This window comes from Paenibacillus sp. GYB004, assembly GCF_036577605.1.
Taxonomy (GTDB): domain Bacteria; phylum Bacillota; class Bacilli; order Paenibacillales; family NBRC-103111; genus Paenibacillus_AB; species Paenibacillus_AB oceani.
The window spans coordinates 340,962-366,841 of the sequence record NZ_JARBDB010000004.1 but is presented as its reverse complement, the minus strand read 5'-3'; the positions used below and the strand labels follow the sequence as shown (position 1 = coordinate 366,841).

The following is a 25,880-nucleotide window of genomic DNA, read 5'->3' as shown; positions in this document are numbered from 1 at the left end:
AGCCGGAACTTCCGGTGCACACAAAAGCCTTCACTACGCTCCGCTCCTCATTTCCTAGCCCGACCGGTCAAGCTTCCTGCGGAACTTCGACGATCTTCATCAGATTCGTCGCACCACTCCGCCCGACGGGAACGCCTGCGGACACGATCACCGTATCGCCAGGCGACAGCACGCCCGCCGTAACGCCGCAACGCAGCGCCGAATCGACCATCTCGTCCGTCGTAAGCGCCGGCTTGCCCTGAACGGGAACGACTCCCCAGACGAGGCAAAGCCCGCCCAGCACGCTTGCATTCGTCGTCACGGCAACGATCGGCACCTTCGGCCGGTACTTGGATACCATACGCGCCGTAAATCCGGTTTCCGTCGGCGTCACAATCGCCTTCGGCTCCAGGTCGAGCGAAGCGCCGACAACCGACTGGCTGATCACTTCCGTTACGTTCGTCGGATGCAGCGTAATTTTATGCTCGAACGATTCCCGGTACGGCAAAATCGTCTCCGTTTTCTCCACGATCGCCGCCATCGTAGCGACCGATTCGACCGGATATTTGCCGGCTGCGCTCTCACCGGACAACATGACGGCGTCGGTTCCGTCCAGCACCGCATTGGAGACGTCGCTCGCTTCGGCGCGCGTAGGACGGGGATTCGTCTGCATCGACTCAAGCATATGCGTCGCCGTAATAACCGGCTTGCCGGCTGCGTTGCACGCCCGAATCATCTTTTTCTGGACGAGCGGCACGTTCTCAACCGGGATTTCGACGCCCAGATCGCCCCGCGCAACCATGATCCCGTCGGAGGCAGCCAAAATTTCGTCCAAATTGTCAACGCCTTCCTCGTTCTCGATCTTCGAGATGATCCGGATATGTCCGGCTCCGTGTCCCTCGAGAATCTCGCGGATCTGCACGATATCCGCTCCCCTGCGGACGAACGATGCGGCGATAATATCTACGCTCTGCTTCACGCCAAAGGCGATGTGCAGCACGTCCCGCTCAGTGACGCCCGGAAGCGAAGTGCGGATGCCCGGCAAATTGACTCCTTTGCGCGGCTTCAGACGTCCCCCGTTCACGACCCGGCAGACGACCTCCGTTCCTTCGATCCGCTCGACTTCCAGCTCGATCAGACCGTCGTCGATCAAGATTTTCGCCCCAGGCGCCACGTCCTGCGGCAGCTCGCGATACGATACCGGAATCCGCAAAGCGTCGCCGGTTACCGGCTCGGTCGTCAAGACGAGCCGTCCGTTCTCGCTAAGGTCGTAGTAGGGCTCGGCGAGCATGCCGATCCGGACCTCCGGTCCTTTAATGTCCATCAGAATCGCCACATACGTGCCCGTCTCTTCCGCCGCCTGGCGCACCCGTGCGATACGCGCCGCGTGATCTTCCAAACTGCCGTGAGCCATATTCAACCGGGCGACGTTCATGCCGGCATGGATCATTTGCTTCAATATCTCGACTGAATCGCAGGACGGTCCCATCGTACATACAATTTTCGTTTTGCGCATCGGTTCGGTTCTCCTTCTGTCTTCCCCTGGATTAATAAGCTTTGTGTCTCATTGTAAGCCAATCTTTCGAATCGAGGCTATGAATTATAGTACGCTATATGTAAAATAGTCTTATATTAACTATCAGGAGAGACATCATGCTTCCGATCGTATCCGTCCGCCAAGATAAAGGAACCCGCTGGTTTGCGGAACATGACAGCTCGTCGCCGGCGTTATCGCTCGTCCTCGTCAGTTACGGCTCGTGTGTATACTGGATCGAAGGGCAGAAGGTCGTACTGGATAAAAGCGACATGCTGCTGATTTCGGACCGGGCTTCCTTTTACGGCAAAAGTATCCCAACGCTTGCTCATGAGAAATACGTGATCGCCTTCCGGCTGTCCGAAGCCGCGACCGGTTCGTCGGTCAATCAATTGCCGATCCTGAACGGTTACCCTTATGTCAAATGGAAAACCGGCCTGTACGATCTGATGATCGACCGGTTCAAGGCCGTCTTCGAGCAAACGGCCGAGTCGCTGCCGTACGGGAATCTGATGGGACAGGCGCTTCTGCTTGAGGCGCTCGTCCATGCCAACCGGGAGTTGGACCGGCACAGGCTGCCGGACGACAAGCAGCGTCTCGCCGAAACGATGCGAAGCTATATCCAGCTTCATCATCGCAGGCAGGTAACCAAGGAGCATCTCGGACAAGCGATCGGCAAAAGCCCGAACTACGCTGCGACTCTGTACAAATCCGTCACCGGCCAGACGATCGGCGAATCCGTTCACGCCGCGCGGATCAAGACGGCGCAATACATGCTCCGGCACTCGCTGCTTACGGCAGGGGAAATCGCGGAATATGTCGGCTACTCGGACGCTTCGTACTTTTATCGGGTGTTCAAAAGGCAAACCGGCCGGACCCCTGCCGAGCTGATGGCCGAGAGAGACGGTTCCGCGTTCTGAGTCCGGTACGGTTCGCTATCGAGAGAGAGCGGGTTGTTGCGGGGAGGTCAGAAGAGAAGCTTTTAAACAAAGCCTTACTGCGATGAATGACCCTATAGCTTTGTTGCGAACAGGTCGGATTTAGGGGTGTGAGAGCAAACGGTAACTTCGTCCCCAGTCGTCTTGCTGATCCACAAAAGGCGGCACCATCCGGCTTCCTTTGCAGCCTGAGGAGCTTCTTCCGGAAGTTTTGCTTCCGTTATTTGTTGTTCGCGGCAGTAAACAGGCGCTTAGCGGAACAATAACTTCCGTTATTTCCTGTATAATCGCCCCTGCCGCTCTAATAATCTAAAATAAAGGAAACCAAACTTCCGTTATATCGTTACAATCACGCAGCTCGGGCGAATAACGGAAGTGACACTTCCGCTCCACCACGACGGTTCCCCTTATTTCCGGCTCATTTGTGATTGAATCGCTACTCGGGCTTTTGAAAGGAGATTCCCAACCGCAGCATCCTATCGTCCGTCCCGGCTGCACCTCGCCGCCTCCACTATCGCAAGTATGCAAAAAAAGGAGCTGCTCCAAAGTCATTTTGCGATTGTTTTGAAGCCCGCTTCAAACCGATTTTGCCCGAGAAAAAAAGACCTCACCACTTCACCAGTGGAATCTGAGGTCTTTTCTTATGGATAAGGGGACGTTCCCGGTCATGCGAGCACGATTGGAACCGTCCCTCTTTTCCCCACTTATCGATGAGACTAGCTAAGCTAAAACTAAGCTAGCACATGGTTCGATCAAACATACGGGTTGTTCTGCTTCTCGTACCCGATCGTCGTCGTCGGGCCGTGGCCCGGGTACACCTTGACCTCGTCAGGCAGGTCGAACAGCGTGCCGTGGATCGACTCCAGCAGCTCCCGCTGGCTGCCTCCGGGCAGATCGGTGCGTCCTACCGACAGTCTGAACAAGACGTCGCCGCAGAACAGCTTATCCCCATACAGCAAGCTGATGCTCCCCGGCGAATGACCGGGCGTGTGGAACACTCGAAACTTCTCCCCTAGCAGCGTCAGCATCTGCCCTTCACCCAGCGCATATTCCGCCGGTTCGGTCTGGATGTGCACGCCGAGCTCCGGCCACCGCGCCGAGCCGTTTTTTTTCGGATCGGTCAGCCAGTCGGCTTCCGCATCGTGCAGGTAGACCGGGCAGTTTTTCAACTTGCGCAGCTCGTCGACGCCGCCGATATGGTCAAAATGCGCATGCGTCAACACGATCGCTTCGATCTCCATATGCTCGATGCGCTTCAGCAGCGATTTCGGATTCATCCCGGGATCGATGACGAATCCTTTCGTCCGCTCGGCGTTCGACACCAGGTAAGCGTTCGTCTGTACGGGACCGAGTTGGAATGCTTCTATATGTAGCATGAATGTCCAGTTCCTCCGGAATTAAAAAGTAGACAGCAAATCCCGCAGCTCGCGCACGATCGTCTGCTGGTAACCGGCGCCTTCGCCGTACTGCGCCATCATCTCGGTGCGGGCCACCTTGATCTTGTCTTCATAGTCCGGCGCATCACGGTCCGGGTTCTCCTGCTTGAACTTCGTCATGACCGCCTGCACATGCTGCGGACGCGGCCCCCACTGGCCCAGCACGAAGCCGCCCGTATCGGCGAAAATAACGATCGGAATCGCACGGCCGCCCATCGTCAAATACTGGTCCATCGTTTCCGGATGCTCTTCCATAATGAGCACTTCCACCGGAATGCCCGAGTTCTCAAGCGCGCGGAACACAACCGGCACGTTGCGGATCACGTCGCCGCACCAGTCGGCCGCCAAAATCAGGCAGCGCAAGTCGTCGCGGTTCGATAACGATTCGAAAAAGTCGCGGTCGTCGTCCGAGCCCCATTCGAAGCGGTTGTACCAATCCAGAAACTTATCCTGATTTTTCGTCATGCCATCGATAAACGACTGCGGGGCCAGTCCTTTGCCCAGCTTGTCGGCTACATTTTTGCTCATCGCCTTTTCCTCCTTCAATAGGGTACCATCCTTATCTTAACAAAAAACGATTCGTTGCACCATGCACCCGATCGGCCGCCCCCGATTAGCGGAATCAGCCGGCCGGCACCCTGAACCGCTCGCCTTGCCTAAAGCTTACTTCTCCCGGCCCGCGCGGCCGCTATGGTCTTCAATCCAGGCAGCCGCGGTGCGGACCCGTTCCTCGTCAAGCGGATGCTTCGCCCTATAGGAAACGATAAACGGGACGAGCCGCTCCGGCTTCAACGCCTCGAATGCCGCGCATGTCCCGGTCAGCGCCGCTTCCGGATCGGTAAAACACAAAATCCCCACAACGTCGGCCGTCAGCCCCCGCCGCCGCAGCAAATCTTTCAGGACGTATTCGCTCCGGTATGCGTTCGCGGTCAGGTCGCCAGCCGCCGCAGCTACATCGGCCGCTTCGTGCCCCGGCGCCCGAAAACGGATATCGCCGCTCCTGTCATTGAATTCCACATGGAAAATGCCGTTCGGTCCGATAACGATCTGATCGACCGTCTGGGACGAATCGCCGGAACGGACGATCCGAGCACCAAGCGTTCGGTATTCGCCCGGAAGTCCCGCCAGCACGCCGTTCGCTTCAGCGTCGGCGCGGGAATGTGCCGCAATAGCGGGAACACGGGCAGGGGCGGATCTGTCTTCGCCGGATCGGCCGCTCCCGACAAGCTTGCCCGGAACGTCCGCGCTACTGCTCTCCTTCGCCTTGCGTCTTCTGCGTTTCACGAAAACATAGATCGCATACAGCACCGTCAAACCGAGCGCTCCCCACATCAGCTCGCCCGTATAAGCGGCGGCGGTCTCGTCGATATGGCTCCAGTTCTCCCCCAGCGTCATGCCCAAATAAACGAATAGCATCGACCAAGGGATGACGGCCAGCGTCGTCAGCAGCGTAAACCGGGAAAACGGCATACGCGCCATCCCGGCCGGCACCGATATCGCGTGACGCACGACAGGGATGAACCGGGCGGTGAAAATAACACCGGAGCCGTATTTATTAAACCAGTTCTCCGAAACTTCGATATGGTGCTTGTTGATAAAAATATATTTGCCGAACCGCTCCAGCACCGGCCTGCCGCCGTACAAGCCGATCCAATAGACGAAGATTTGCGCCAGAACGCCTCCTACCGTGCCGAACAGCACCGCCAGCCAATAATTGATTTGCCCCGCCGATACCAGATAGCCGCCGAAGGCGAGAACGATCTCGCTCGGTATAATTTCGATCATCAGTCCGAACATGATGCCCCAATACCCGAGATCGGTCAGCCAAGCCATAACCGAATCGATCACTCCATGAATCCACGCGCTCATACTTACCCTACTTTCCCCAAAAATGTGCGGGATCCATTTCCCGCTTCCATCGTTTCCATCCAATCCGCCATCCCATTGTCCGTACAAGCCGAAAGGGTCTTGTCTATCTTATTCGGGCGCCGCGGCGATCATTCCGCATACGGACGGACGCGAATATGAGATCGAGGCTCGCCTGCCGGATAACAGGGTCCGCCACGCCTACACTTTCCCGAAAAACTCCAGCAAAGACTGCCGCAGCCGCCTGGCCGCCGCATTCGGCTCCCGCCCGCTGCGCTCGATCAGCCCGTGGGTCAGAACGACCGGTTCCGCCGGCAGCACGCGAAGCACACCCGTCCGGACCTCCTCCAGCACGCCGATCTCGGGAAGCAGGGCGACGCCAAGCCCGCAGCTCACCGTCTGCTTGATCATCTCTAGGCTGGCGAATTCGAGCGCATCCTTGGCCATCAGTCCTTTGGCGGAGAACAGTTCGCCCGCAGCCGTCTGATAGACGCACCGGCTACCGAAGCCGACGACTCTCGCACCGCTCAGCCCTTCCCATCCGGCCGAATCGTACAGATCGCCGAGCTCCGGGGAAGCGACCACGACCAGACGTTCCTCCTGCAGCGGATAAAAGACGAGATCGGCGCGCTCCGGATGCTGCGAGACGATGCCCAGGTCGGCGCGGTGATGCGCCACGCTCTCGACGACGTCGCGGAAAAAGCCGGTCTCCAGCTGAAGCCGGATATTCGGATACGTTTCGAAGAAACTGCCGAAAAAAAGCGGAAGCCGCGTGACGCAAAACGATTCCAGCGCGCGCAGACAGACGGTGCCCCGGGGTTCCTCCAGCCGGTTCATCGCTTCCGCCAGCGAAGCGCCGAGCTGCACGAACTGGCTCGCGAACTTCGCCATCTCCTCCCCGGCTTCGGTCGGCTCGACCCCGCGCGCCAGCCGGTTGAACAGCTTCTTGCCGCATGCCTGCTCGAGCTGCCGGATATGCGCTGTAACCGTCGACTGCACATAGCCTAGCTTCTCCGCAGCCCGGCTGAAGCTGCGTTCCTGTACGACAGTCACGAACGTTTTGAAAAAACGTCCTTCGAGCATCTCGATCATCCAAGTCCTCCCTTCCCTCCATGTTCAACCCATTCGAAAACCAAATCGGTCGTATCACAATCATTCGCAACTCAAATCGATATTCCTATGGTATCATCGGCATTACCGATCTGCAACCGCGATTGCTGCACCTTAGTCCAGGAGGAACCCCTTATGAACCGTACCCGGCAGCTGCTGTCCGTAACCGTCCCCGGATTGGGCGGATTTTTGGCCATCTGGCTCGTCATCTCCTTTGGAGACGTTACCGGCCTTCCATTGGTTACAGCTCCGTTCGGAGCCACATGCTCGCCTGGGCCGTCCACCGGCTGTCGGGCGTGAACTACCCGAAGCAATGGCGGTGACGAACCGCACCTCCTTCAGGCCGGATTCGGCTTCCCGGAGTCATGCTGATACAAGCTCCCACATACGTTAGTAGTGGAGATAAACAAGCATGCGGTTCCTTAAGGAGGGAATGCAGTTGAAGACCGATTCGAATCGTCGCCGTAAACCGGTACAACCGGTCAGCTTCACCGTGCCGGGCCAGCCGAAACGCCGCCGGGCTTCCGCCAATCTGTATGTGCTTAAACGGAAACATCTGCTGCTGGCCGTCGGCGCGCTTGTGTTGTTGTCGTCCTTCATCCTGTACGCGAGCCAGAGGGAAAGCGCGCCCGTAGCAGGCGCGGCTGCGGTGGAACGCACGATTCACCTGGTAACCGGGGAATTCAAATCGACGACTCCCGACGGCAAAGAAATCGAAGCGTACCGCTGGGACCCGGGCACCGTGGTCGTGGACAAGGGCGATAAAGTCAAGCTGAGCATTTACGGAGTGAACGGAGCCAGCCATCCTTTTATCATCGAAGGACTCGGCATTAAAGGCGAAGTGAAAAAAGGCGAGGAAACCGTCGTCACATTCAAAGCCGACAAAGAAGGCACTTACCGGATCATCTGCCTCACCCATCCCGATATCGCGCATAACGGGCCGATGATCGGTTACATTATCGTCGATTGAGCGGGTTCATCCGGACGCTGCCGCGGCAGTAGCCCATTCGCCCTTCCCTGCATAGGTTAGTAGCAGAGAGGAGCGGATGGATCGGCATGATGAACCAAAAAAATGAAAAACATGACCAGAATTTGCCGAACTTGCGTAAAATACGCCGGGCCTGCAACAAAGAGTTATACCGTACCATCAAACGGCTGAAAATATGGGTTCCCCCGGCCAAGCTCGCGGAAGCGGAAGAGCTTTATTTAAAAAAAGTGGTGCTGAACCTGTCCTTCATAGCGGAAAACGGCAGCAACCGCAAATTGCTGTCCGACTGGTGGGACGACAATGTGTGCCCGGACATCGCCAAGCTTTGGGAGGTCGAGCCGGCGGAACTCGCCCGCGCCTTCCGGGATGCGTTCGGCGGCTAAGACGGCTTCCCGGCCGCGCAGACTGCCGCAATATGTCCGATCGACCTGCCCGATCGACCGTCCGCAGTCCGCCGGTCCGCGTCTTGCAGCGAAAATGCCGAGCCGGGAGCTGCGCACCGTACGAACGGCAGACGAACGGCAGCAAACAGCATGTTCTGGGTCCGGCTCATGGGAAACCGTGTCCCCCGTACCCCGCGCCTGAACCTCCAACCCCGCCCCCTGAGCGGGATTGGAGGTTTTTTGGCATAGCAGTCCGGTCTCGCCTCGACCCTGGATTTCAGGTCCGCCTAACCTCCCGTTTACCCGGTGCTTCTATACCAATTTATGTCGATTCATGGCGCCACCCCCCGTAAAACAGCGAACGTTCGCGAACTGTTATGGAACGACGTCACTTGCATACAAGCGACAACCGACCAATCCATAGGATACAGGAGGGAGTGCGGCATGCAAGGCTTTCGCCAACTAGAGCAACACGAGCACGACACCAGGCTGGACCCGAATTGGATTCATTTAATGATCGCGGCAAAAGAAATCGGTATATCCATAGAAGAAGTACGTCAATTTCTTCAAGAGTGTACGCCCGGAGGAGACGAGCCTGATTAAGGCCGGCTTTTCCGGGTTTATTTGTGGCAACGCTTACAAGCGGTCTGCGAATGTTCTTTTCCAACCGATCTCGTCCGTTTTGCACATGCAACCAGACGCGGTTTTTGGTATGATGGTACTTGACAACAGCGGCGATGGGCACGCGAAAAAAGGGGATAGTCGCATGATAGGCAAACGCGTGAAAGAACTTCGTCTGGAGAAAGGGCTCACGATCAGCGAACTGGCCGAGAAAGCGGGCGTGGCGAAGTCATATCTGAGCTCGATCGAGCGGGACATTCAGTCCAATCCCTCCATACAATTTCTCGAGAAAATATGCGCCGTTTTGAACGTGCCGGTTGAAACGTTTTTGCACGACAAGCAGAGTCCGGCAGACGGATTGGACCCTGAGTGGATGGAGCTCGTCCGCGAAGCGATGGCGTCGGGCATCAGCAAGGAACAGTTTCTGGAATTTCTCGAGTACAACAAGTGGCGCAACAAAAAGCAGAGCTTGTGAACGGCTGACAGCTGAATACAGAAAGTTAGCTGGGATGAGGCGGCTCCGGTACAGGCAGCCGCTTTTTGTTTGCTCTCACACGCCGCCTCTCCCCAGGCCAAACCGCAGGGGCATAAGGATAAACCCCTACCAGCGTCTTCTGACGCTGGCGTTTACCGAGAGTTAGAGCCACTCCCACGATATACTTTCTGATAAATTTAAGAAAAGCTTCTAAACGACTAAACGAAGCCATTTCCACGGTGAATGACCCTGCGTAAGTGGTAGCTTTTTCTGGGTAGAGAAACTGTAACGGTCACAGCGGCCGTTTTTGTGGTGAATTTCGATCCATTTGATTTTTAATGGACATAGCTGCAACTACATGAGGAGAAGCGTCACTTTTGGAGGGGGTTCGAGCAAATAAGCGCTGTGGTGACCGTTACATTTTAAAAAGCTTGTTTTATAGCAATATAGCATCAGCCATGTCCTTTAGAACATGGCTTAGCTTAATTCCAGGTTCACCTTCGCTTTAACACGGTGGAGAACTTAAACGGTCTGGTAATAAAAAAAATCTTCAAAACGAAGCCTTTTCCACGACGAATGACCCTGTGTAAGAAGTAGCTTTTTTTGCGAGCAGAAAGTATTCAGCTCTGCTGAAAACTTATACTTTCTTGGCTCTTCAAAAAAAGAAGCAGCCCTGCTTCCCGACTTGAACAAACGGAAAGCACTGCTGCTCCTCTACCAGAACCTCGCGCGATGCTCGAGCCTTCTTTGACGTGTCAGCAAGGAGTTCCGGCGACGATCCAAGCCTTTACCACCCTTGCCCCTCCGTCGTTCTCCAGCCTTGCGCTAGCGCTGATCGGGGGCCGGGACGTTCCCGCCCATTTCTCCGAACGCCTGCTTCATCATGCCGTAGCTCGCTTTGAGCCTTTCGACGTAGCCGACCTCGTCCCACGCGTTCCAGCTGTAGACCGGCAGACGCGATACCGGAAACAGTCCGCCCGAAGAAGTATCCTCCAGTCCAACAGCTTCTCCTGTCGCCTTATCCGCAATCCAGGGCACAAGCCGGATGCCTTTCGTATCGGTCGAAGCGAATTTGCCGTCCTTGTCGGCATAACTCATCACCTGCAGCGAGCTCGGATCGGTGAAGCCGAGCAGCATCCACGGAATGCGCAGCTCCACCGTATTGCCTTTGGCTTCCCACATGACCAGCGAGTCGGCCGATGGCAGATCCGGGTTGTTCGTGCCGCGCTTCAACTGCCCTACCGGGACTTCCTCGAACGGATGGTACTTGCGCGTATCCGGCGGGATCAGCTCCAGGCTGACGGAAAGTTTCCACGGGGCAAAAACACCCGAATCGTCCTGCGAAGCTTCCGGCCCGACCTCGAACATGCCGTACTTTTTCCCGTACAGACGGGTGTGGAAATCGTAGTTGGCGGCCAGCCTCACTTCGCTCTCCTCCGCCGCGCCCAAAGAGATAAGCGCTTCGAGCCCTTCGTCGAGCTGGCGCCCGGCCAGCTCCTTGCCGTGCTTATTGCCCCCTGCGATCGTATCGACTCCCATATACAGCGTCCGCTGCTGCGGGTCGAACGGCTGGTCGAGCTTGGCGAGCAGGTACACGTAAGCTTCGTCGTGGGTCATCCACAGCTCCTTGTAGCCGGGCGCTCCTGCATTCAGCTTCTGCTTGTCGCCGCTCTTCAGCTTCTCCCAATCTTTGTCGTCTCCGTCGATGATAAGCGGGCCGTCCTTGCTGGAGAACATACCGAGCAGCCCGAACTTTTGCTCGTTCGTCAGCACGTTCGTCCACAGCTTGCGGCGGCTTGCCGGCAGCTCGTAATCCATCGTGTTCCACGTCCGCTTGAACCATTCGTCCTGCCAGCTGAACACGATCGCTCCGGCCATCCCTTCATCGAAAATATCTTTCATCAGCGAAGCGTTGATCCGGCCCTGCTCCGTTTCGTTATGCCCGCCCTGGTCGCGTCCGAGTGTGCCGACATGGGCGATGCCCAGCGAGGAAGGCACTCCGAATTCGGTAATCATAACCGGCATATCCGGAAAATGGGCTTTCAACTGACGAAGGTACGAACGGTACGTATTCGGATTGCCGGACTCGTCCGGAATGTCCCGGAGCGTTTCATCGAACCGGAAAAAGTCCGGATAATACGGATAAGCGTGAAACGAAGCGAAATAGCCGGCCGCCCAATCGACCGGTCCCACATGGTTCGCGTCGATTCCGACCAAATCTTCTTCGATCAGCACTTCCCCGGGATGGGTAAGCGGATCGGTCGTCACCCAGTTGGTGAACGTCAGCGGATGCTGCCAGCCGTATTGCGCCTCCCGTACGGCCAAGCCGTCCAGCATAACGGCCAGCCAGTTCTCAAACGGACTCGCTCCCGGCTTGGCCGATACACGGTCCCCGACAAACGGCTCCGTCCATTTCTCCGCATGTTTGTCGTTCGTATCCCGGACCGCGATCGGGTCCCATTCGGTACCGATATGCCAAGCCATTAAGTAAGGGCTCGCATTGACCCGGTACACGCCGCTCGCTTTGCCGAACTTCTCGGGAATGTCGGCATTGCCGTACACTACATTAACCGCCTCGACGATCTCGCTCTGAAACTGGTCGTAGATGTCCGGATCGAACGCATCCCGTTTCTCGGCCAAATCTTCCTCCGGCGCCCATACTCCTTGGATGAAATAAAGCGGATGATCGCGATGTTCTTCGTTGTATTCGACCAGCGCCTCATAAAATTGCGGCTTCAGGATCGTGTATACGCGGATCACGTTCGAGCCGAGATCGGCGATCTGCGCGAACCATTTCCGGTACGTCTCTTTGGAGATCGGCAAGTCGCCCGGATCGTGCCCGGGCATAGCGGCGCCGACGTTCACCCCTTTAACGAAAAAGGGCGACCACTGACCGTCCTTATACTGCTCCAGCGAATCGCCGTTCGTCCGGAACTTCATTCGCGAGCCGTCGGCATGCTCTACGCTCTCGACCTGCTTAACCGGCCAGTAATGCCAGACGGCGAGCGCCACGACAATCGGCAGTATCCATTTGGGCAGCCGGTACAGCCAGCCCTTGTTCGCATTCATCGACGGAAAGCCCCCCTTCCTGATTTCCTGACTGTGTTATCCGAGCAGCCGCCGGATTCGCGCCTCCAGCTCGATCGGCGAGAACGGCTTGCGCACGTAATCGGCTACCCCCATATCGAAGCAGGCCTGCACGTCCATATCGAACCCTTTGCCTGTCAGCACCATTACTTTCGACCGGCGGGTTCCGTCTCCCGTCCGCCGGATGCGCCGGATCAGTTCGTAGCCGTCCATCCCGGGCAAGGAAAGCTCGGTGAGCACCAGATCCGGCTGCTTGTCCTCGACGAGCCGGAGCCCATTCACGCCGTCGGCCGCGACATGAACGTCGTAGCCTTGCAGCTCGAGGCGCAGCCGGACCAGATCGGCCAGTTCTTCGTTATGATCGACTACGACAATCGAGCTGTCCGCATCCGGTTCGGTCGGTTTGACATACAGCTCGATGTCGGCCTCCTCGCCCTTCGTCCGGGCCGGCCTGATGTCCAGCATGGCTGCAATCTCCGACAACGCTTCGGCCGCTGGATCGGCGCTTTCCGGAAAGCTGGTGACGACAAGCGCGGCGACTTCCGGCGACAGCTGCTCCAGTACCGGCTTGATCGCCATCGCCGAATAATGAGCGGAAGCCAGCAGCGCCCCGGGCAGCCAGACCGCAAGCAAGCCGTCAGCCGCAGAGTAGTCGACGATCGGCGCCGCCCCTTCGGTCAGAGGGTCCATCGATGCCGCCAGCGCCTCCGCTCTCTCGCCGGAGAGCCGGCCGATTCTCGCCGCGATCAGCCCGCAGGCTTCGCTTTCGGATCTTTGCAGCTCGTGCAGCCGCTCCAGCCATTGTCCGGGAAAGGCCAGTCCTACAACTTGCCCGGCGGGGGCCGGCAGCCCCTGCCCTTTCTCCGTCCATGTTCGTAATGCCGCAGGTGGTGTATTCATCGTATATGTCCTCCTTATTTATCGTATCATTCGTTATACGGCAGGTGCTTTCGCCGTCTGCGATTGCTTGCCCGATTTCGCGGCCGCCGCCGGAGAGGTTGCCGAGCTGTCTGCTCCCTCCTGCCAGCTTGTCCGCACCATATTCCCCCATGCATCGGATTTGCGTACGTACTCCCATTGTCCGGTGAGCTTCCAGAGCGCTTGCAGCTGATCGTAGCCGACCGCCATGAGCAGCGAGCAAACGATCGTCTTGGCCAAATCTTTGCCGGCCGGCGAACGCCGGAACGCCATCTCGTCGATCAGCAGCGCGCCGCATGTAAAGACGAGACCGACCAGCGCGTTTACCGCAATAAACATAGCCAGTATCGGCCAGTTCGTCATATCGAACAAGCAGTAGCCGACCAAGGCCAGAAAACCGGTCAGCCGCAAGTAAGGGCCGAGCGTTTCATAGATGATCGTGTAGGGCAGCGACAAGAACCCGATCGTTTTGTATTTCGGGATAAACAGCATGGAACGGAACGCGGCCAAATTCCACAAGCTTCCGCGCATCCACCGCCTACGCTGGCTGGCCAGCACCTCGAGCGTATCGGGAGCTTGCGTCCAGCATACCGCGTCGGGGCAAAAAACGATCGAATAAGGCAATCCCAAATCGAGCATCCGTTTGTGAAGCTTAAGAACGACGTTCATATCCTCGCCGGGGCAACCCGGCTCGTATCCGCCGACCTCGATCAGCCGGTCTTTGCGGAACAGGCCGAACGCCCCGGAAATGATCGTCAGCCCGTTCAACGCGCTCCAGCCGATCCGGCCTCCCAAAAACGATCTCGCGTATTCGACCGATTGGATCGCCGGCAACCATCGTCTCGGCATCCTCGACTTGCGGACCATTCCGTGCTCGATCGTGCTGCCGTTGGCGATTCGTACGTTGCCGCCGACCGCGATATGCTCCTCGGGATTTTCCATATAGGTGCGGACGAGCCGGAGCAGCGCGTCTTTCTCCAGCATCGAATCTGCATCTACGGTCGCAATGAGCGGATAGCGGGATACGTTAATTCCCGCATTAAGCGCGTCCGCCTTGCCCCCGTTGTCTTTGTCGATGACGAGGAGCCGCGGATGCAGCGGGCTGCGATACGCCTGCCGGATCGTCCGGGAGCGCAGCGTACGCCGGTAGCCGCTCACCGAGCTGGGCTGCAAGCCGAACGCTTCGATCAGCACCTGGAGCGTCCCGTCCTTCGAGCCGTCGTTGACGACGATGACCTCATAGCCGGGGTAATCGAGCGACAGCAGTGATCTGACGCTCTCCAGTACGGTTAATTCTTCATTATAAGCGGGAACGAGCACGGACACGGGCGGCGTGTAAGCCGAATGTCCTAGCTCCCGGAACCGGGAGTACGCCGCGCTCTGGATCGTAGCGAGCACGGTCCTCCGGGAAAGCAGCATGATTATGAAGTAAAGCAGACATGAGCCTATAATCAGAGCGGAAGCGAATAATCCGTATCCGAGCAAAAGCGATCTCATCGAATTCTCCTTTCTGCCGGCCGGCTGCCTGTAGCCGTTGCTGCCGGCACCGGAGCCGGTCCGCCGGAAGAAGCGGCGGCTAGCGAGACGGACGCGCCTGAGGCGAATGCCGGCTGCTGTTGCTGTGCCCCGGAAGGGTACCCTCCGGCGGTCATCGCAGCGGCCATCCGCTTCCACCGGACCGCCAGCTGCAGCGACTCGCTGTCCGTCCAAGGGGACGAGGCCCGGTTCAGCGCTTCATGGATCGCGTCGTACGCCGCCTTGCGTGTCTCGGGGCTTTCGTCGGGGGCGCCGGCCGTCTCGCACAGCACCCGGAAACCTGTGTCCCCGAGCTGCGTCAGCGCGACCGCCCCATGGTGGCGCACCCACCATTGCCCGTCGCGCAGCGAACGGCGGAGCCTTACGGCGTTCGCCGGATTGCCGAGCTCGCCGGCCGCCTTGGCCGCTGCCGCGCGAATCTCCCAATCGTCGTGCCGCAGGAAGGCGTCAAGCCTCCCGTTCGGCAACAGATGGGGATACGCGAGCAGCAGCTTGGCCGCTTTGACGCGCACTTCCTTGCGCGCGTCATCTGCGAGCCGTGCCAGCGCCGCGGGAGCGGCGAGCCGGCCGCCGCCGGCGAGACCGGCGAGCGCCAACAGGATGAGCGGCTCGTCGTCCGACTCCAGCAGCTCCGCGTACAGCGGCTGCGGATCAAGCGGCGACGAGGCGAGAATGTCTGCGGCGAGCTCGCGGGAGCCGGGAGCCCGCGCCGCCAGCAGCTCCGCGAGCTGCCGCAAGTCGTCGGCAGAGCGCGTGCATTTGGCGGCGGCGCGGGCGATGACGAAGCCGGCAGGGCCGGGCGGCTCTAGCGCGAGCAGCGTCAGCAGCTCCGGCGCCGCTTCGCGGGCCCGCATGGCGCCGAGCCGGTGGGCGGCGTCGATGCGCACCCACGGCAGCCGGCTGCGGAGCCGGCCACGCTCGAGGCCGACCAGGCCGAGCGTAAGGCACAGCTCGGCGAGCCGGTCGCGGTGCCGCCCTTCGATCCCTTCCATCCATTCCTCTAACTTCCGGCCGATCACCCTAAGCTCGAGCGGCTCGAGGGAACCGGCAGGCGGGCGAAGCGCCTCCTCGCCGTCCAGATTTGCGCCTACGTAATTGAAATATTCGCGGTGTTTCTCCCTATAAGCGGTGCTTAACTTCCCGCGCCGCCGGTTTCGCAACCGTAAGCCGTAAAGGGCGGCGAATCCGACTGCGGTCAGTCCGCACAGTGCGTACACGAACGGTAAAACTGCTGATACAGCATTTAGTGGCATCCCAGCAACACTCCTTCTCCATCACCTTCCGTCGGCTTAAGGTTTATTTGTTTGTAGGGTTATTCGTTCTTTATTGAGAACGACGATACTAGTATACCTAAATTATCGTTCGATAAAAAATTCGAAAATCGCGTTATTGTTTCATATAGTGAACATTTTCGCTAGTATCTCATCGTTTCCTTCGTTATTCTAACGTTTTTCGTTCTTTATAATGAATTACATGTTCGTTATAATGAATGACGAAAGAAAGGAAGCCCCTGGAAGAGCAGCGTGATCCGACTCTCTTTCGTTGTTGGAGAGCTGCTGGGCATTTGGGGACCGGGCCGGGGAGGCGGATGAGTGGGAATTGCTCGTGCCGCCGGCTACGACGTTTCTGGACAACCCGGTGTTCCGGAGCACAGCCGGTGCTTCCGAGTAACTTCGGCGTTCCCGGGTACATTCGGTGCTCCGAAACAACTCGACGTTTCCAGAAGCATCCGGCGTTTCCGAGTACATTCGGCGTCCCCGAGCTGGATAAGAGCTTCTAGCAACTCTTATTTCTGCGAAATCAACGCTTTTCAACTAAATAAGAGCGGTTTTGGACGTCTTATTGTTGCCGGGAAAGCGTAAAATGGGCGGGTCATGCTGATATTAGAGCTGCTAGTAACTCTTATTTCGACAAAATCGACGCTTTTCAGCTAAATAAGAGCTGCTCTCATTCTCTTATCGCGCGCGGAGTGTGCGAATTGGGCGGCTCATGCCGAGACATAGGTTACTTTATTCATTGCTGCTCGTATCGCTCAGCGGGCGCTCCACGCCGTACCCGTACCTACGCTCTGCCTGCTGTGCTGCACCGCAAGCCAAGCCGACGCGCTGCAAGCTGCCGAGCTGCCGGCCCGGCGGCGCCCCCCGCTCCTTCTGCCCGGTCCCCGTGCCAGTTGATCGCCAAGCGCTCCCTAGGCTCCGGGCCATGCGGCTAACCAGCGTCAAGCGCGGCGCTTCACCGCTAACTAAGCTGCACGGCCGCTGCATCCCGGGAGCTTGCGTCTTGCCGCACCGTAACGCAACGCGCCCGGCAGCGCCGGAGAACCTGCACGATACGTCATCACCAGCAAAGGAGAACGAAGAACATGGCCCCTTTCAACGCTAACGCCAAATGGGAGGAAGAAAAGCCGACACCGGCCTTTAACCCGGTTATTGCTTATATTCGCCAGCTGCGTCCGCGCCAGTGGACGAAAAATCTGCTCGTCTTCGCGGCGCTCATCTTTTCCGTGAAAAGCGCCTCCGTCGCCATGCTCGGACAAGCCGTCGTTGCGTTCGTCCTCTTCTGTCTCGTCTCGAGCTGCGTCTACATCATGAACGATTACACCGACCGCGAGTCCGACCGGCTGCATCCGGAGAAACGTCACCGCCCGATGGCTTCCGGGGCGATCAACCCACATGCCGCGCTGTTTTTCGGCTGCGTGCTGCTTATTGCCTGCATCGGAACGGCTTTCGCATTGGGAGTCAGCTTCGGCTTTACGGTTATCGTATACTTTGCGGTCAATGTGCTGTACTCGGTTAAGCTGAAACACGTCGTCATCTTCGACCTGCTGCTCATCGCTTCCGGCTTCGTGCTGCGGGCGATCGGCGGCGGCCTGGCGATCGGCGTGCCGCTTACCCCGTGGTTTCTCGTCTGTACGCTGCTGCTCGCTTTATTTTTGGCGATCGGCAAACGAAAGCACGAGCTCAACCTATTGAAGACGAACGGAGCCGCCCATCGCAAAGTGCTCGCTTATTACTCTCAAGAGCTGCTGAACCAGCTCGTCGGCATCGTTACGACGGCCACTTTGATCAGCTATGCCTTATTTACGTTTACGTCCGGGCATACGATCCATCTGATGTGGACGATCATATTCGTCCTGTACGGCATATTCCGTTATTTGTATTTGATCCATATGGAAGGTAAAGGGGGACGTCCGGAGAAGGTGCTGCTCGAGGACAAACCGATCCTGCTGACCGTCGTGCTGTACGCGTTCTCGGTCGCGTTTATCCTGGTGTATATGGAATAAACCAAACGGCTCGCTATAAGGGGGGAAGAAAGATGAACGTAGCCGTACTGATCACGTCCGTTTTGCTGGGTGCGCTCGGGCAGGTGTTTCTGAAATGGGGCGTCTCCCCGGCGGACGAACCTGCAGGCGGGACCGGGGCAGTGGCGGGATTACTGCGGGCTCTGTCGTCATGGCCGCTGTGGGCCGGGCTTGCCGCTTACGGATTCAGTTTGCTGCTGTGGCTCTTCGCCTTGAAAAAGTTTCCGCTCAGCACCGCTTATCCGATGGTCAGCCTCGGCTATATCGTCGTGATGGCGGCGGGAGCGATATTTTTTCAGGAGACGGTATCGGTTCAAAAATGGGTCGGCGTCGGACTCATCTCGTGCGGCGTCATCTTTATCGCCCGCTCGTAACCGGACAAGCCCACTCCAGACAGACATCACGGAAAAAAGGAGGCGTTGCCCCTGAACGCTTACGGCAACGAATGGTTATTCGCTATAACGCCGGTCGCCGCCTGGGTGGCATCCGGCTGCATCAAATACGCGGTCAACCGGCTACGATACGGAGCCGAAGCCCGGAGCCATATCGGCAACGGCGGCTTTCCGAGCACGCATACGGCGGTGATCTCCTCGGCGGCTGTACTCGCCGGCTTCGAAGCGGGGTTCGGCTCGCCCATGTTCGGGCTCGCGGTAGCCGTGACGATGATCGTCGTCATCGACGCTACCGGAGTCCGGCGCGCCGTCGGAGAAGCCGCCGTCCGGATCAACGCTTTATCCGCGGCGGGCCGGCACCGGCCGCACTCCGTTGCCGCCGATGAAACCGGCACCGGCAACGGCCCGGGCCATAGCCTTGGCGGCGAGCGGCCCAACCGGCCGCTCCGAGAGAAACAGGGCCATACGCGCACCGAAGTACTGGGCGGCTTGGCGGTAGGTACGCTGATAGCCTGGTGCATATCGCTATGGATGTAGAGCTGTCCGCCTACACCTACGGCAACGGCGACGGCGACGGCTTTCCGCTCTTGCCGCCTCCCGCCTGCAGCGGTGAGACCGTGAGACCGAAACTGCAAATTAACAACATGCGGAGAAGGAGATGACGATGAAGACCCGACTCTTGACCCTTAGCTTAATTTCCGGAATGATGCTTGTGTTGTTCACTTCCCTCTTGTTCGTACTGCCGGCGGCGGGCTTTCTCGTGAAGCTGCCCGTATCGCCGCTTCTATTGTGGATCAGTGCGGCAGGAACGATCGCCTTCGGGTGGTTCGCCGCCAGACACTACGATCCCGATCGCCCGATCCCGCTGTTTTTGTCTTCCCTTGCGGCGGCTGTCATTCCGTTCGCCGTGTCTTTTGCGGTGGCGGGTGCCTTTTTCGATCTGTCTTACGATGGACAAGCCTACCACCAGGAGGCGATCATCCATCTGGCCAACGGCTGGAATCCGGTCTACGACGCTCCGCTGGATCTGCCTACGGCGCACGAGAAATGGATCAATCACTACGCCAAGGCTGCCGAGATCGCCGCCGCCGCTTTTTATAAAGCGACCGGACTCATCGAACACGGCAAGCTGATTAACCTGCTGCTGATCTTCGCATCGTTCCTGCTGGCGGTCCCTGCCCTGCTCTCCCTCGGCGCCGGCCGCCTCCGCCCCGCGGCAGCGGTCGTACTCGCAGCCGTGGTAGCGTTCAATCCGATCAGCGTCACTCAGGCGTTCAGCTATTACGTGGACGGTATGCTGTCGTCCTCGCTGATGATTATGCTCGCCTTGGGCGCGCTTCTATTCAGCGGCAAAACCCGCAGCAATCGGGACAGCGGCGAAGAGGGGATCAGCGATATAACAAAGGAACGTCCGGGATGGATCGTTCCAACGGTATTTGCCGCGTCTCTGCTGTTTGCTGTCAATTTAAAGTTTACCGCGCTCGGTTATGCAGGCGTCCTATGCATCGGACTGCTGATCGCGCTGTACATGACCGAAAGATTCACGACGATGAAACGGATGTTCGTCACGATGGCCGCCGCCGGATTGATCGCCGTCCTTGCTGTTGGCTACAATCCTTACGTCACGAACACGTTGAGCAAAGGGCATCCGTTCTACCCGCTGGCAGGCAAGGATTCCGTCGATATTATGGAAAACTTCACGCCGCGCAATCTGGAGAGGCTGAACCGGTTCGAGCAGGCCGCCGTGTCGTATTTTGCCGTATCCCGCGAGAACGGCACCGACAAAATGCCGACCTCGACCAAGGTGCCGTTTACGGTCTCGCCCAAAGAACTAGCCGTCTTTAGCGAGCCGGACGTGGCGGTAGGCGGCTTCGGCCCTTTGTTCGGCGGCATTCTGCTGATCGCCGCGGTTGCGCTCATGCTCGCATATGGCCTAAGCGCCGGCGCTACCATCGCCGTTTCCGGGGTGATTGCCATTTTGCTCGCTTCGGCCTTCATCAACCCGGCCGCCTGGTGGGCCCGGTACGTTCCGCAAGTATGGGTCGTGCCCGTCGCTTGCGCCTGGCTCGCCTTCGTAGTCCGGGCCCGTCCGAACCCGGGCACCTTGCAGCTCCGCCCGATTCGCGGACATACGCAAATAAACCCGCTGTCCAAGCGGGAGCAGCTGACACGGGTTTGCGGCTGGGCTCTTGCAGGGCTGCTTGCGGTTAACGCTACCCTGGTCGCCTACTCGTATACGACCAAGCAGTGGAATTGGAGCGAAAAGCTCCGCTCCCAGTACGCGGAGCTGGCTGCGATGGACAAGCCGCTGAGAACGGATTTCTCCTTCAGCTGGTCGAACCGGGTCCGCTTCGAGAATTATGGAATCCCGTTCCGGGAAGAAACTCCGCTACGCTGCGACAATCCGCTGACGCTGATCAAATCGGGAACGACCGTCTGCCTAAGCAGCGCGGTTGTCCGGGAGGAGCCCTAATCAGGCTCCTCCGGGCCAAACGGCCTCTTCTCTCCACTCCGTTCCCCGGCCTGCAATCAAGTTAAGGCTTCATCTTGCTCCAGCCCGTATAATCATGAACCGCAATCCCCGCATAAGACCGATGGTTTCTCAGCTTCTCCTCGATCTCCGCCATTTGGCGATTCAACTCGCTCGAATCGGCTCCGTAAAACGACACATGCTCCCCTTCGTCCGTCCGATTGGTCTCCACGCCCACGAATACCTTGGTTCCGATCCGGTTGCCGATTCCGAGCTCCTTGTCCGCCAAACCGATTACCGCATCCGCACGATTGCGGTACGTCATGAGCGCGACCTCGTCCAGCTCCGACATGATCGTCTCGGCCATCGTAACAGAACGGCCCGGCGAGCGGAGCTCGTCCAGCCAGAACGGAAGCGCGGCGCCGGCCAGCAGTCCTCCGACGTTATCGACCAACTGACGAAAAAGTTTCACCGTTTCGACCCAATCAGCCGCAATCCGGGTCTGCTCCTGCTTCCATTCGTCCAGCAAATACGGCTCCACATCGATCTGAATGCCGTCGAACCGCTCCACTCCTTCGGCTGAACGGTTGTAGGCGCGGACCCATTCGACCGTCTCCGCCATGACGTGCCGTCGCTGCGGCAGCACCCAGTCCGGCGCGCCGGCCAGCGCATGAACCCGGATGCCTGCCTCCGCCGCCGTACGGATAAATTGCCGATAATGGCTAACCTCCACATCCGTATCGATCTGTACAAATATCCGTCCAACCTGTTCACTTTTCGCGAATTGCACGATCTCCGTTCGCGAGCGCGCGTCCGCCAGCCTTTCCGCCTCCCACAGCCAAGTCGCTTTCGTGCTGCCGTGCTGAGAAGCAGGCTTTCCCGCCAATCCCACCTGTACGGTTAAGATCGAGGCCGAGGCCAGCAGGGCGACCAGGGGCGCGGCGAATTTATGCAATCGGCTCCACAACCACAGCGATAATGCGGCGGCTGGAGCGCGCTGATAGCCGGAACTTGCTTTCTGGTTCACTGGTGTACTCCCCTTCCCGTCTAATCGTGCTGTCCATCCCATTATAGGCGGCACGGACGAGCGTTCGCCATAGGGCGATCCGATCAACTTCCTATCCCCGTTACCGGGAATGGCGGGCGTTGTACAGCCGGGCGACGCGGGCGATCTCATCGGATTCGAGAATATGGACTCCGGCATTTCCGGGCAGCGCGGAAGCAATCATCGCCGCCGCCATCGCCGCCCCTTCCACAGGCTTGTATTTGCGCAGCGGACCGGCGAATATCCAGGACAAAGGTTTGGCGACAGCCGAAGCGAACCGCTCCGCTCTGCGGAATTCGTCACGCTCGCCAAGCAGCAGAGAAGGCCGGAACAGGAACACCGCACGAAGTCCAAGCGCCGCGATGCGCTCCTCCGCCTCCCCTTTTACCCGGTTGTAGAAAATACCGGACCGGGCATTCGCTCCCATCGCCGATACCAGCGAATACGAGCGAATCCCTTCCTGCCTGCCGAGCTCTGCCAACCGCAGCGGATAATCGAAATCGACCTTGCGGAATAACTCCTGCGATCCCGCCTTCTTGATCGTCGTCCCGAGCGCGCAGAACAGATCCGCTCCGGCGAAATCGCCGGCCGCCGCTTCGAGCCGGTCAAAGTCCGTCAGCCGCTCCTCCAGATACGGATGCTCCATCCCCGTTGTGCGGCGGACCAGCGCGATCACTTTCGAATAGGCGCTCTCCTCGAGCAGTTGCCGTACCAGCTCTCTCCCGACCAGTCCGGTCGCACCGGCTACCACAGCCGTTCTTCCACCTCCGTACGCTGACGACTCTCTCATTTCTGTTTCTCCCCTTCCGACGCTTGCGCAAACAATCGATAGTTACATTATACCGTTCGGTCAGGCGGATAGCCCGTAAGTGCGTTTGCCAATAAATGAATAATCGCCGACTTATAACAAAATAAGAGTGAAAGCATCTCGTATCGGGAGAAGCTATTTTCGGCGAAAAATCTCCAGCTGTACAATCCTTCAACCAAAAACAGGTTTTTCTAAACAGCACATGGGTACGCAGGATTATAAATGGAAGTAAAAAGGCCGGCCATCAACCGGCCAGCCTTTCGCAAACTCGTCTTACCGATTCATCGCCGCGTCTCCGCCCCGTTCGATCCGAAGCAGCGCATCCAGCAAAAGATCCATATCTTCGTCCGTTCCGACACTGATACGCAGCTTGTCATCCAGGCGGGGAGCGGCGAAATACCGCACATAAATATGCCGGGCGAGCAGCCCTTCGTACACCTCTTGGGCCCCCAGGCTTCCGGGAGGGGGGGAGACGAGCATAAAATTGGTCGTGCTCGGCCATACGGTCCAGCCGGCCGCCTGCAAGGATGCGGCGAACCGTTCACGGGTGCTCAGGATACGGCCCACCATCTCGTTCTTGTGAGCCTGATCGGTGACTGCCGCTTCGGCTACGAGCTGGGCGAACCCGTTGACGCTGAACGTCTCCCGGCCCTTCAGCATCGCGTCGATCAGACGTTTGTTGCCAGCCGCAAAGCCGACTCTCGCTCCGCTGAGCGAATACGCCTTGGAGAACGTTCGCAGCACGAGCAGGTGGTCGTACCGTTCGGTCAGACCGAGCACCGAAGTGCCGTCCGGAGCGAAATCGATGTACGCCTCGTCGATCACGACAAGCCCGTTATACGACTGCAGCAGCTTCTCGATGCGATCCGCCGTGACACATACCCCGGTAGGAGCGTTAGGATTGGCCAAAATGACAGCCTGCGGAGCGGCGGCCGCCAGCGCGAGCGGCTCGATATGGAAGTTCGCGTCCGTCGGCACGGCACGTACATGGACGCCGGCAATATCCGCCACATTGGCATACAGGGCGAAGGTCGGGTCCGGTATGGCCACCGTATCGCCTTCACGGAGAAAGGTGCGGAACAGCAGCGTAATCAGCTCGCTCGACCCGTTGCCGCACAGAATGGACGGTGCCGGAACGCCGTGCACGGCGGACAAAGCTTCCCGGAGCCGGTCGCAGCGGGCATCCGGATATTCCTGCAGCATCTCCGGGCTAAGCGTCCGGATCGCCGCCTCCACTTTGGGCGAGAGCGGGTGACGGTTCTCGTTCTGGTTCAGCTTGAGCGCGCGGACGCCTTCCTCCGGGCGGCTTCCGGCCACATAAGGCTGCAGTTTTTCGATACGGGGATGAATCGGGATCATGGCTTGGTTTGCTCCTTTCGTTAACGGAATCGTTCGTGTTACTATTACGATATGGCAATTCTGACATTTCGAAAATATCCAGATTATCAATATTCAAGATGACAGTTGAACGATTCCTTCAAGGGAAGAAAGGAGCGGGGCACATCTGATGGAGCTTCTCCCTTTATTAGACCATACGTCTTCCGAACCTCTGTACAGCCAGCTGTACCGCCATATCCGCCGCGAGATCGAAGCCGGACGACTGGTCGCCGGCTCGAAGCTGCCTTCCGTCCGCAAGCTCGCCTCCCATCTCGGCATAAGCCGCACGCCGGTGGAAGCCGCGTACCAGCAGCTGCTCGCCGAAGGTTATGCCGAGAGCCGTCCCCGCAGCGGCATAACAATCCGGCCGTCCGAGCCCGACCTCGAACGCCGAAGTCCGGCGCCTCCCATCCTCAGCACCGGTAACGACGGCGCTTCTGCCCGTTCCCTGTCCGGGACCGGCAGCTTTCCGTCCGCTCCGCTCAGGCAGCCGGATATCGCAATCGATTTCGCCTATGGAGATGTGGACTTGAACCACTTTCCGTTTTCCTTATGGAAAAGACTGCTCGGCAGCTGCTTTCTGCCCGAGCACCGGGACTTGTTCCGGTACGGCGATCCGCTTGGCGAGCCCGGCTTCCGCGAAGCGGTAGCCGACTACGCCTACCGGGCGCGCGCCGTCGTCTGTCCGCTGGAACGCATCGTCGTAGGCGCAGGCACGCACCACTCGGTCGAGCAAATATGCCGTCTGCTGCAAAATACGCCCTATTCGCCGGAAGCTACGCCATTCGCCGTAGAAGGCGCGATCAGCAATGGCATCGCCGCAATTCTTCGCTTGCACGGCTACCGGCTCATACCGCTCGCGCTCGAGCCGGACGGCATCCGGATCGAGGACTTGTACGACTCCGGCGCCCGACTCGTCTACACGACGCCGTCGCATCAGTTTCCGCACGGCATGGTCATGTCGGTCGGCAAGCGGCGGAGGCTGCTGAACTGGGCGGCGGAGACGGGCGGCCTGATTGTCGAGGACGACTATGACGGCGAGTTCCGCTATGCGGGTCTGCCGATCCCGTCCCTTCAAGGATTGGATACGGCGAGCTCGGTCATCTACATGGGCACCTTCTCCCGCGCGCTGGCGCCCGCGTTCCGGCTCAGCTACACGGCGCTGCCGCCGGCGCTCGCCGACTTCGCGAGAGCCGCGCTTCATCCGTTCGACCGTCTGGCGTCCCCGCTGCACCAGAAAACGCTGGAGCTGTTCATGACGCAAGGCTACATGCAGCGGCATATCCGTAAAATGCGCAGCGTCTATCAGCGCAAACTCGCCGCTCTTATCTCGGAGGTCAAGCATCGGCTCGAGCCGCATTTCCGCCTCATCGGCGGGAGCGCCGGGCTGCACGTGCTGCTCGAAGCGGCAGACGGTCCGGAAGAGGAACAGCTCATCCGGCTCGCCGGCGAAGCCGGGGTTCGCGTCTATCCGACCTCCGTTTATCGGATCGGAGACGACCCGGAGAGACCGTCCTGCACCGTGCTGCTCGGCTTCGGAGGGCTCGGCGAATCACAGATCGAAGATGGAATCGGGCGATTGGCCAACGCTTGGATTCCGGCACGATAGCGATCAA

General features: G+C 58.7%; 24 protein-coding genes and 1 pseudogene. 11 read left to right on the top strand and 14 right to left on the bottom strand.

Going from position 1 to position 25,880, the window contains the following annotated elements:
- Window positions 1–67 precede the first annotated feature (67 nt).
- A complete protein-coding gene (pyk, locus tag PV433_RS03545; RefSeq protein WP_332070804.1) occupies window positions 68–1,495 on the bottom strand; it encodes a pyruvate kinase in 1,428 nt (475 codons plus the stop codon).
- A gap of 137 nt (window positions 1,496–1,632) precedes the next feature.
- Between pyk and PV433_RS03540 the strand changes: the two genes are divergently transcribed.
- On the top strand, window positions 1,633–2,433 hold the full coding sequence (locus PV433_RS03540) for a helix-turn-helix domain-containing protein (RefSeq protein WP_332070803.1): 801 nt from the start codon (window positions 1,633–1,635) through the stop codon (window positions 2,431–2,433).
- 770 nt (window positions 2,434–3,203) lie between these two features.
- On the opposite strand, the gene PV433_RS03535 is transcribed toward PV433_RS03540, so the two are convergent.
- The 4 genes and pseudogenes from PV433_RS03535 to PV433_RS03520 form a co-directional block, all read right to left on the bottom strand.
- Window positions 3,204–3,827 (bottom strand): MBL fold metallo-hydrolase, encoded by a 624-nt coding sequence (locus PV433_RS03535; protein ID WP_332070802.1) that lies wholly within the window; start codon window positions 3,825–3,827, stop codon window positions 3,204–3,206.
- Between the two features lie 21 nt (window positions 3,828–3,848).
- Complete coding sequence (locus PV433_RS03530) at window positions 3,849–4,415, bottom strand: thioredoxin family protein (RefSeq protein WP_332070801.1); 567 nt, start codon at window positions 4,413–4,415, stop codon at window positions 3,849–3,851.
- Between the two features lie 738 nt (window positions 4,416–5,153).
- Window positions 5,154–5,756: pseudogene (locus PV433_RS03525) on the bottom strand (DedA family protein); the annotation flags it as partial.
- A 198-nt stretch (window positions 5,757–5,954) separates the two neighbouring features.
- Window positions 5,955–6,845, bottom strand: coding sequence for a LysR family transcriptional regulator (locus PV433_RS03520; protein WP_332070800.1), 891 nt, complete (start codon window positions 6,843–6,845; stop codon window positions 5,955–5,957).
- Window positions 6,846–6,998: 153 nt separating this feature from the next.
- On the opposite strand from PV433_RS03520, the gene PV433_RS03515 reads away from it, so the two are divergent.
- The 3 genes from PV433_RS03515 (at window position 6,999) to PV433_RS03505 (ending at window position 8,234) form a co-directional block, all read left to right on the top strand.
- Complete coding sequence (locus PV433_RS03515; RefSeq protein ID WP_332070799.1) at window positions 6,999–7,163, top strand: hypothetical protein; 165 nt, start codon at window positions 6,999–7,001, stop codon at window positions 7,161–7,163.
- Between the two features lie 232 nt (window positions 7,164–7,395).
- On the top strand, window positions 7,396–7,833 hold the full coding sequence (locus PV433_RS03510; RefSeq protein ID WP_442951471.1) for a cupredoxin domain-containing protein: 438 nt from the start codon (window positions 7,396–7,398) through the stop codon (window positions 7,831–7,833).
- Between the two features lie 86 nt (window positions 7,834–7,919).
- On the top strand, window positions 7,920–8,234 hold the full coding sequence (locus tag PV433_RS03505; protein WP_442951470.1) for a dehydrogenase: 315 nt from the start codon (window positions 7,920–7,922) through the stop codon (window positions 8,232–8,234).
- On the opposite strand, the gene PV433_RS03500 is transcribed toward PV433_RS03505, so the two are convergent.
- Window positions 8,231–8,404, bottom strand: a complete 174-nt coding sequence (locus PV433_RS03500) for a hypothetical protein (RefSeq protein WP_332070798.1) — start codon at window positions 8,402–8,404, stop codon at window positions 8,231–8,233. The genes PV433_RS03505 and PV433_RS03500 overlap by 4 nt on opposite strands.
- Window positions 8,405–8,678: 274 nt before the next feature.
- Between PV433_RS03500 and PV433_RS03495 the strand changes: the two genes are divergently transcribed.
- Both PV433_RS03495 and PV433_RS03490 read left to right on the top strand, forming a co-directional pair.
- The gene (locus PV433_RS03495; protein WP_190929925.1) at window positions 8,679–8,837 is read left to right on the top strand and encodes an anti-repressor SinI family protein; all 159 of its coding nucleotides are present in this window, start codon (window positions 8,679–8,681) and stop codon (window positions 8,835–8,837) included.
- Window positions 8,838–9,000: 163 nt separating this feature from the next.
- Complete coding sequence (locus PV433_RS03490) at window positions 9,001–9,330, top strand: helix-turn-helix domain-containing protein (RefSeq protein ID WP_190929924.1); 330 nt, start codon at window positions 9,001–9,003, stop codon at window positions 9,328–9,330.
- A gap of 825 nt (window positions 9,331–10,155) precedes the next feature.
- Here the strand turns inward: PV433_RS03490 and PV433_RS03485 are convergent.
- From PV433_RS03485 to PV433_RS03465, 5 genes are all read right to left on the bottom strand, one after another.
- On the bottom strand, window positions 10,156–12,399 hold the full coding sequence (locus PV433_RS03485; RefSeq protein ID WP_332070797.1) for a hypothetical protein: 2,244 nt from the start codon (window positions 12,397–12,399) through the stop codon (window positions 10,156–10,158).
- A 36-nt stretch (window positions 12,400–12,435) separates the two neighbouring features.
- Window positions 12,436–13,317, bottom strand: a complete 882-nt coding sequence (locus PV433_RS03480) for a response regulator transcription factor (protein ID WP_332070796.1) — start codon at window positions 13,315–13,317, stop codon at window positions 12,436–12,438.
- Window positions 13,318–13,350: 33 nt separating this feature from the next.
- Window positions 13,351–14,832 carry a glycosyltransferase family 2 protein gene (locus tag PV433_RS03475; RefSeq protein ID WP_332070795.1) on the bottom strand — a complete coding sequence of 494 codons (1,482 nt, stop codon included), beginning with the start codon at window positions 14,830–14,832 and terminating at the stop codon, window positions 13,351–13,353.
- The gene (locus PV433_RS03470) at window positions 14,829–16,124 is read right to left on the bottom strand and encodes a HEAT repeat domain-containing protein (protein ID WP_332070794.1); all 1,296 of its coding nucleotides are present in this window, start codon (window positions 16,122–16,124) and stop codon (window positions 14,829–14,831) included. Before PV433_RS03470 ends, PV433_RS03475 begins: the two co-directional genes overlap by 4 nt.
- 756 nt (window positions 16,125–16,880) lie before the next feature.
- On the bottom strand, window positions 16,881–17,093 hold the full coding sequence (locus PV433_RS03465; RefSeq protein ID WP_332070793.1) for a hypothetical protein: 213 nt from the start codon (window positions 17,091–17,093) through the stop codon (window positions 16,881–16,883).
- A 140-nt stretch (window positions 17,094–17,233) separates the two neighbouring features.
- On the opposite strand from PV433_RS03465, the gene PV433_RS03460 reads away from it, so the two are divergent.
- From PV433_RS03460 to PV433_RS03445, 4 genes are all read left to right on the top strand, one after another.
- Window positions 17,234–18,154, top strand: a complete 921-nt coding sequence (locus PV433_RS03460; RefSeq protein ID WP_332070792.1) for a decaprenyl-phosphate phosphoribosyltransferase — start codon at window positions 17,234–17,236, stop codon at window positions 18,152–18,154.
- A gap of 32 nt (window positions 18,155–18,186) precedes the next feature.
- Window positions 18,187–18,546, top strand: a complete 360-nt coding sequence (locus PV433_RS03455) for an SMR family transporter (RefSeq protein ID WP_332070791.1) — start codon at window positions 18,187–18,189, stop codon at window positions 18,544–18,546.
- A 45-nt stretch (window positions 18,547–18,591) separates the two neighbouring features.
- On the top strand, window positions 18,592–19,101 hold the full coding sequence (locus tag PV433_RS03450; protein WP_442951469.1) for a divergent PAP2 family protein: 510 nt from the start codon (window positions 18,592–18,594) through the stop codon (window positions 19,099–19,101).
- Window positions 19,102–19,228: 127 nt separating this feature from the next.
- A complete protein-coding gene (locus PV433_RS03445; RefSeq protein ID WP_332070790.1) occupies window positions 19,229–21,037 on the top strand; it encodes a hypothetical protein in 1,809 nt (602 codons plus the stop codon).
- Window positions 21,038–21,098: 61 nt separating this feature from the next.
- Here PV433_RS03445 and PV433_RS03440 read toward each other — a convergent pair whose 3' ends face one another.
- The 3 genes from PV433_RS03440 to hisC all read right to left on the bottom strand — a co-directional run bounded on the left by PV433_RS03440 (window position 21,099) and on the right by hisC (window position 24,246).
- The gene (locus PV433_RS03440; RefSeq protein WP_332070789.1) at window positions 21,099–22,061 is read right to left on the bottom strand and encodes a hypothetical protein; all 963 of its coding nucleotides are present in this window, start codon (window positions 22,059–22,061) and stop codon (window positions 21,099–21,101) included.
- Between the two features lie 100 nt (window positions 22,062–22,161).
- Window positions 22,162–22,869, bottom strand: a complete 708-nt coding sequence (locus tag PV433_RS03435) for an NAD(P)H-binding protein (protein ID WP_332070788.1) — start codon at window positions 22,867–22,869, stop codon at window positions 22,162–22,164.
- A 291-nt stretch (window positions 22,870–23,160) separates the two neighbouring features.
- Window positions 23,161–24,246, bottom strand: coding sequence for a histidinol-phosphate transaminase (gene hisC, locus PV433_RS03430; protein WP_332070787.1), 1,086 nt, complete (start codon window positions 24,244–24,246; stop codon window positions 23,161–23,163).
- Window positions 24,247–24,394: 148 nt separating this feature from the next.
- Between hisC and pdxR the strand changes: the two genes are divergently transcribed.
- Entirely contained in the window at window positions 24,395–25,873 is a 1,479-nt protein-coding gene (gene pdxR / locus PV433_RS03425; RefSeq protein ID WP_332070786.1) for a MocR-like pyridoxine biosynthesis transcription factor PdxR, read from the top strand.
- Window positions 25,874–25,880: the final 7 nt, after the last annotated feature.

Bases quoted from the DNA above. Each gene is read 5' to 3' on its own strand.
- PV433_RS03460 (WP_332070792.1), top strand. From the start codon at position 17,234: ATGGCCCCTTTCAACGCTAACGCCAAATGGGAGGAAGAAAAGCCGACA.
- PV433_RS03515 (WP_332070799.1), top strand. From the start codon at position 6,999: ATGAACCGTACCCGGCAGCTGCTGTCCGTAACCGTCCCCGGATTGGGC.
- pyk (WP_332070804.1), bottom strand. From the start codon at position 1,495: ATGCGCAAAACGAAAATTGTATGTACGATGGGACCGTCCTGCGATTCA.
- PV433_RS03520 (WP_332070800.1), bottom strand. From the start codon at position 6,845: ATGATCGAGATGCTCGAAGGACGTTTTTTCAAAACGTTCGTGACTGTC.
- PV433_RS03435 (WP_332070788.1), bottom strand. From the start codon at position 22,869: ATGAGAGAGTCGTCAGCGTACGGAGGTGGAAGAACGGCTGTGGTAGCC.
- pdxR (WP_332070786.1), top strand. From the start codon at position 24,395: ATGGAGCTTCTCCCTTTATTAGACCATACGTCTTCCGAACCTCTGTAC.
- PV433_RS03480 (WP_332070796.1), bottom strand. From the start codon at position 13,317: ATGAATACACCACCTGCGGCATTACGAACATGGACGGAGAAAGGGCAG.
- PV433_RS03475 (WP_332070795.1), bottom strand. From the start codon at position 14,832: ATGAGATCGCTTTTGCTCGGATACGGATTATTCGCTTCCGCTCTGATT.
- PV433_RS03540 (WP_332070803.1), top strand. From the start codon at position 1,633: ATGCTTCCGATCGTATCCGTCCGCCAAGATAAAGGAACCCGCTGGTTT.
- PV433_RS03530 (WP_332070801.1), bottom strand. From the start codon at position 4,415: ATGAGCAAAAATGTAGCCGACAAGCTGGGCAAAGGACTGGCCCCGCAG.
- PV433_RS03490 (WP_190929924.1), top strand. From the start codon at position 9,001: ATGATAGGCAAACGCGTGAAAGAACTTCGTCTGGAGAAAGGGCTCACG.
- hisC (WP_332070787.1), bottom strand. From the start codon at position 24,246: ATGATCCCGATTCATCCCCGTATCGAAAAACTGCAGCCTTATGTGGCC.
- PV433_RS03505 (WP_442951470.1), top strand. From the start codon at position 7,920: ATGATGAACCAAAAAAATGAAAAACATGACCAGAATTTGCCGAACTTG.
- PV433_RS03535 (WP_332070802.1), bottom strand. From the start codon at position 3,827: ATGCTACATATAGAAGCATTCCAACTCGGTCCCGTACAGACGAACGCT.
- PV433_RS03495 (WP_190929925.1), top strand. From the start codon at position 8,679: ATGCAAGGCTTTCGCCAACTAGAGCAACACGAGCACGACACCAGGCTG.
- PV433_RS03445 (WP_332070790.1), top strand. From the start codon at position 19,229: ATGAAGACCCGACTCTTGACCCTTAGCTTAATTTCCGGAATGATGCTT.
- PV433_RS03470 (WP_332070794.1), bottom strand. From the start codon at position 16,124: ATGCCACTAAATGCTGTATCAGCAGTTTTACCGTTCGTGTACGCACTG.
- PV433_RS03455 (WP_332070791.1), top strand. From the start codon at position 18,187: ATGAACGTAGCCGTACTGATCACGTCCGTTTTGCTGGGTGCGCTCGGG.
- PV433_RS03500 (WP_332070798.1), bottom strand. From the start codon at position 8,404: ATGAGCCGGACCCAGAACATGCTGTTTGCTGCCGTTCGTCTGCCGTTC.
- PV433_RS03485 (WP_332070797.1), bottom strand. From the start codon at position 12,399: ATGAATGCGAACAAGGGCTGGCTGTACCGGCTGCCCAAATGGATACTG.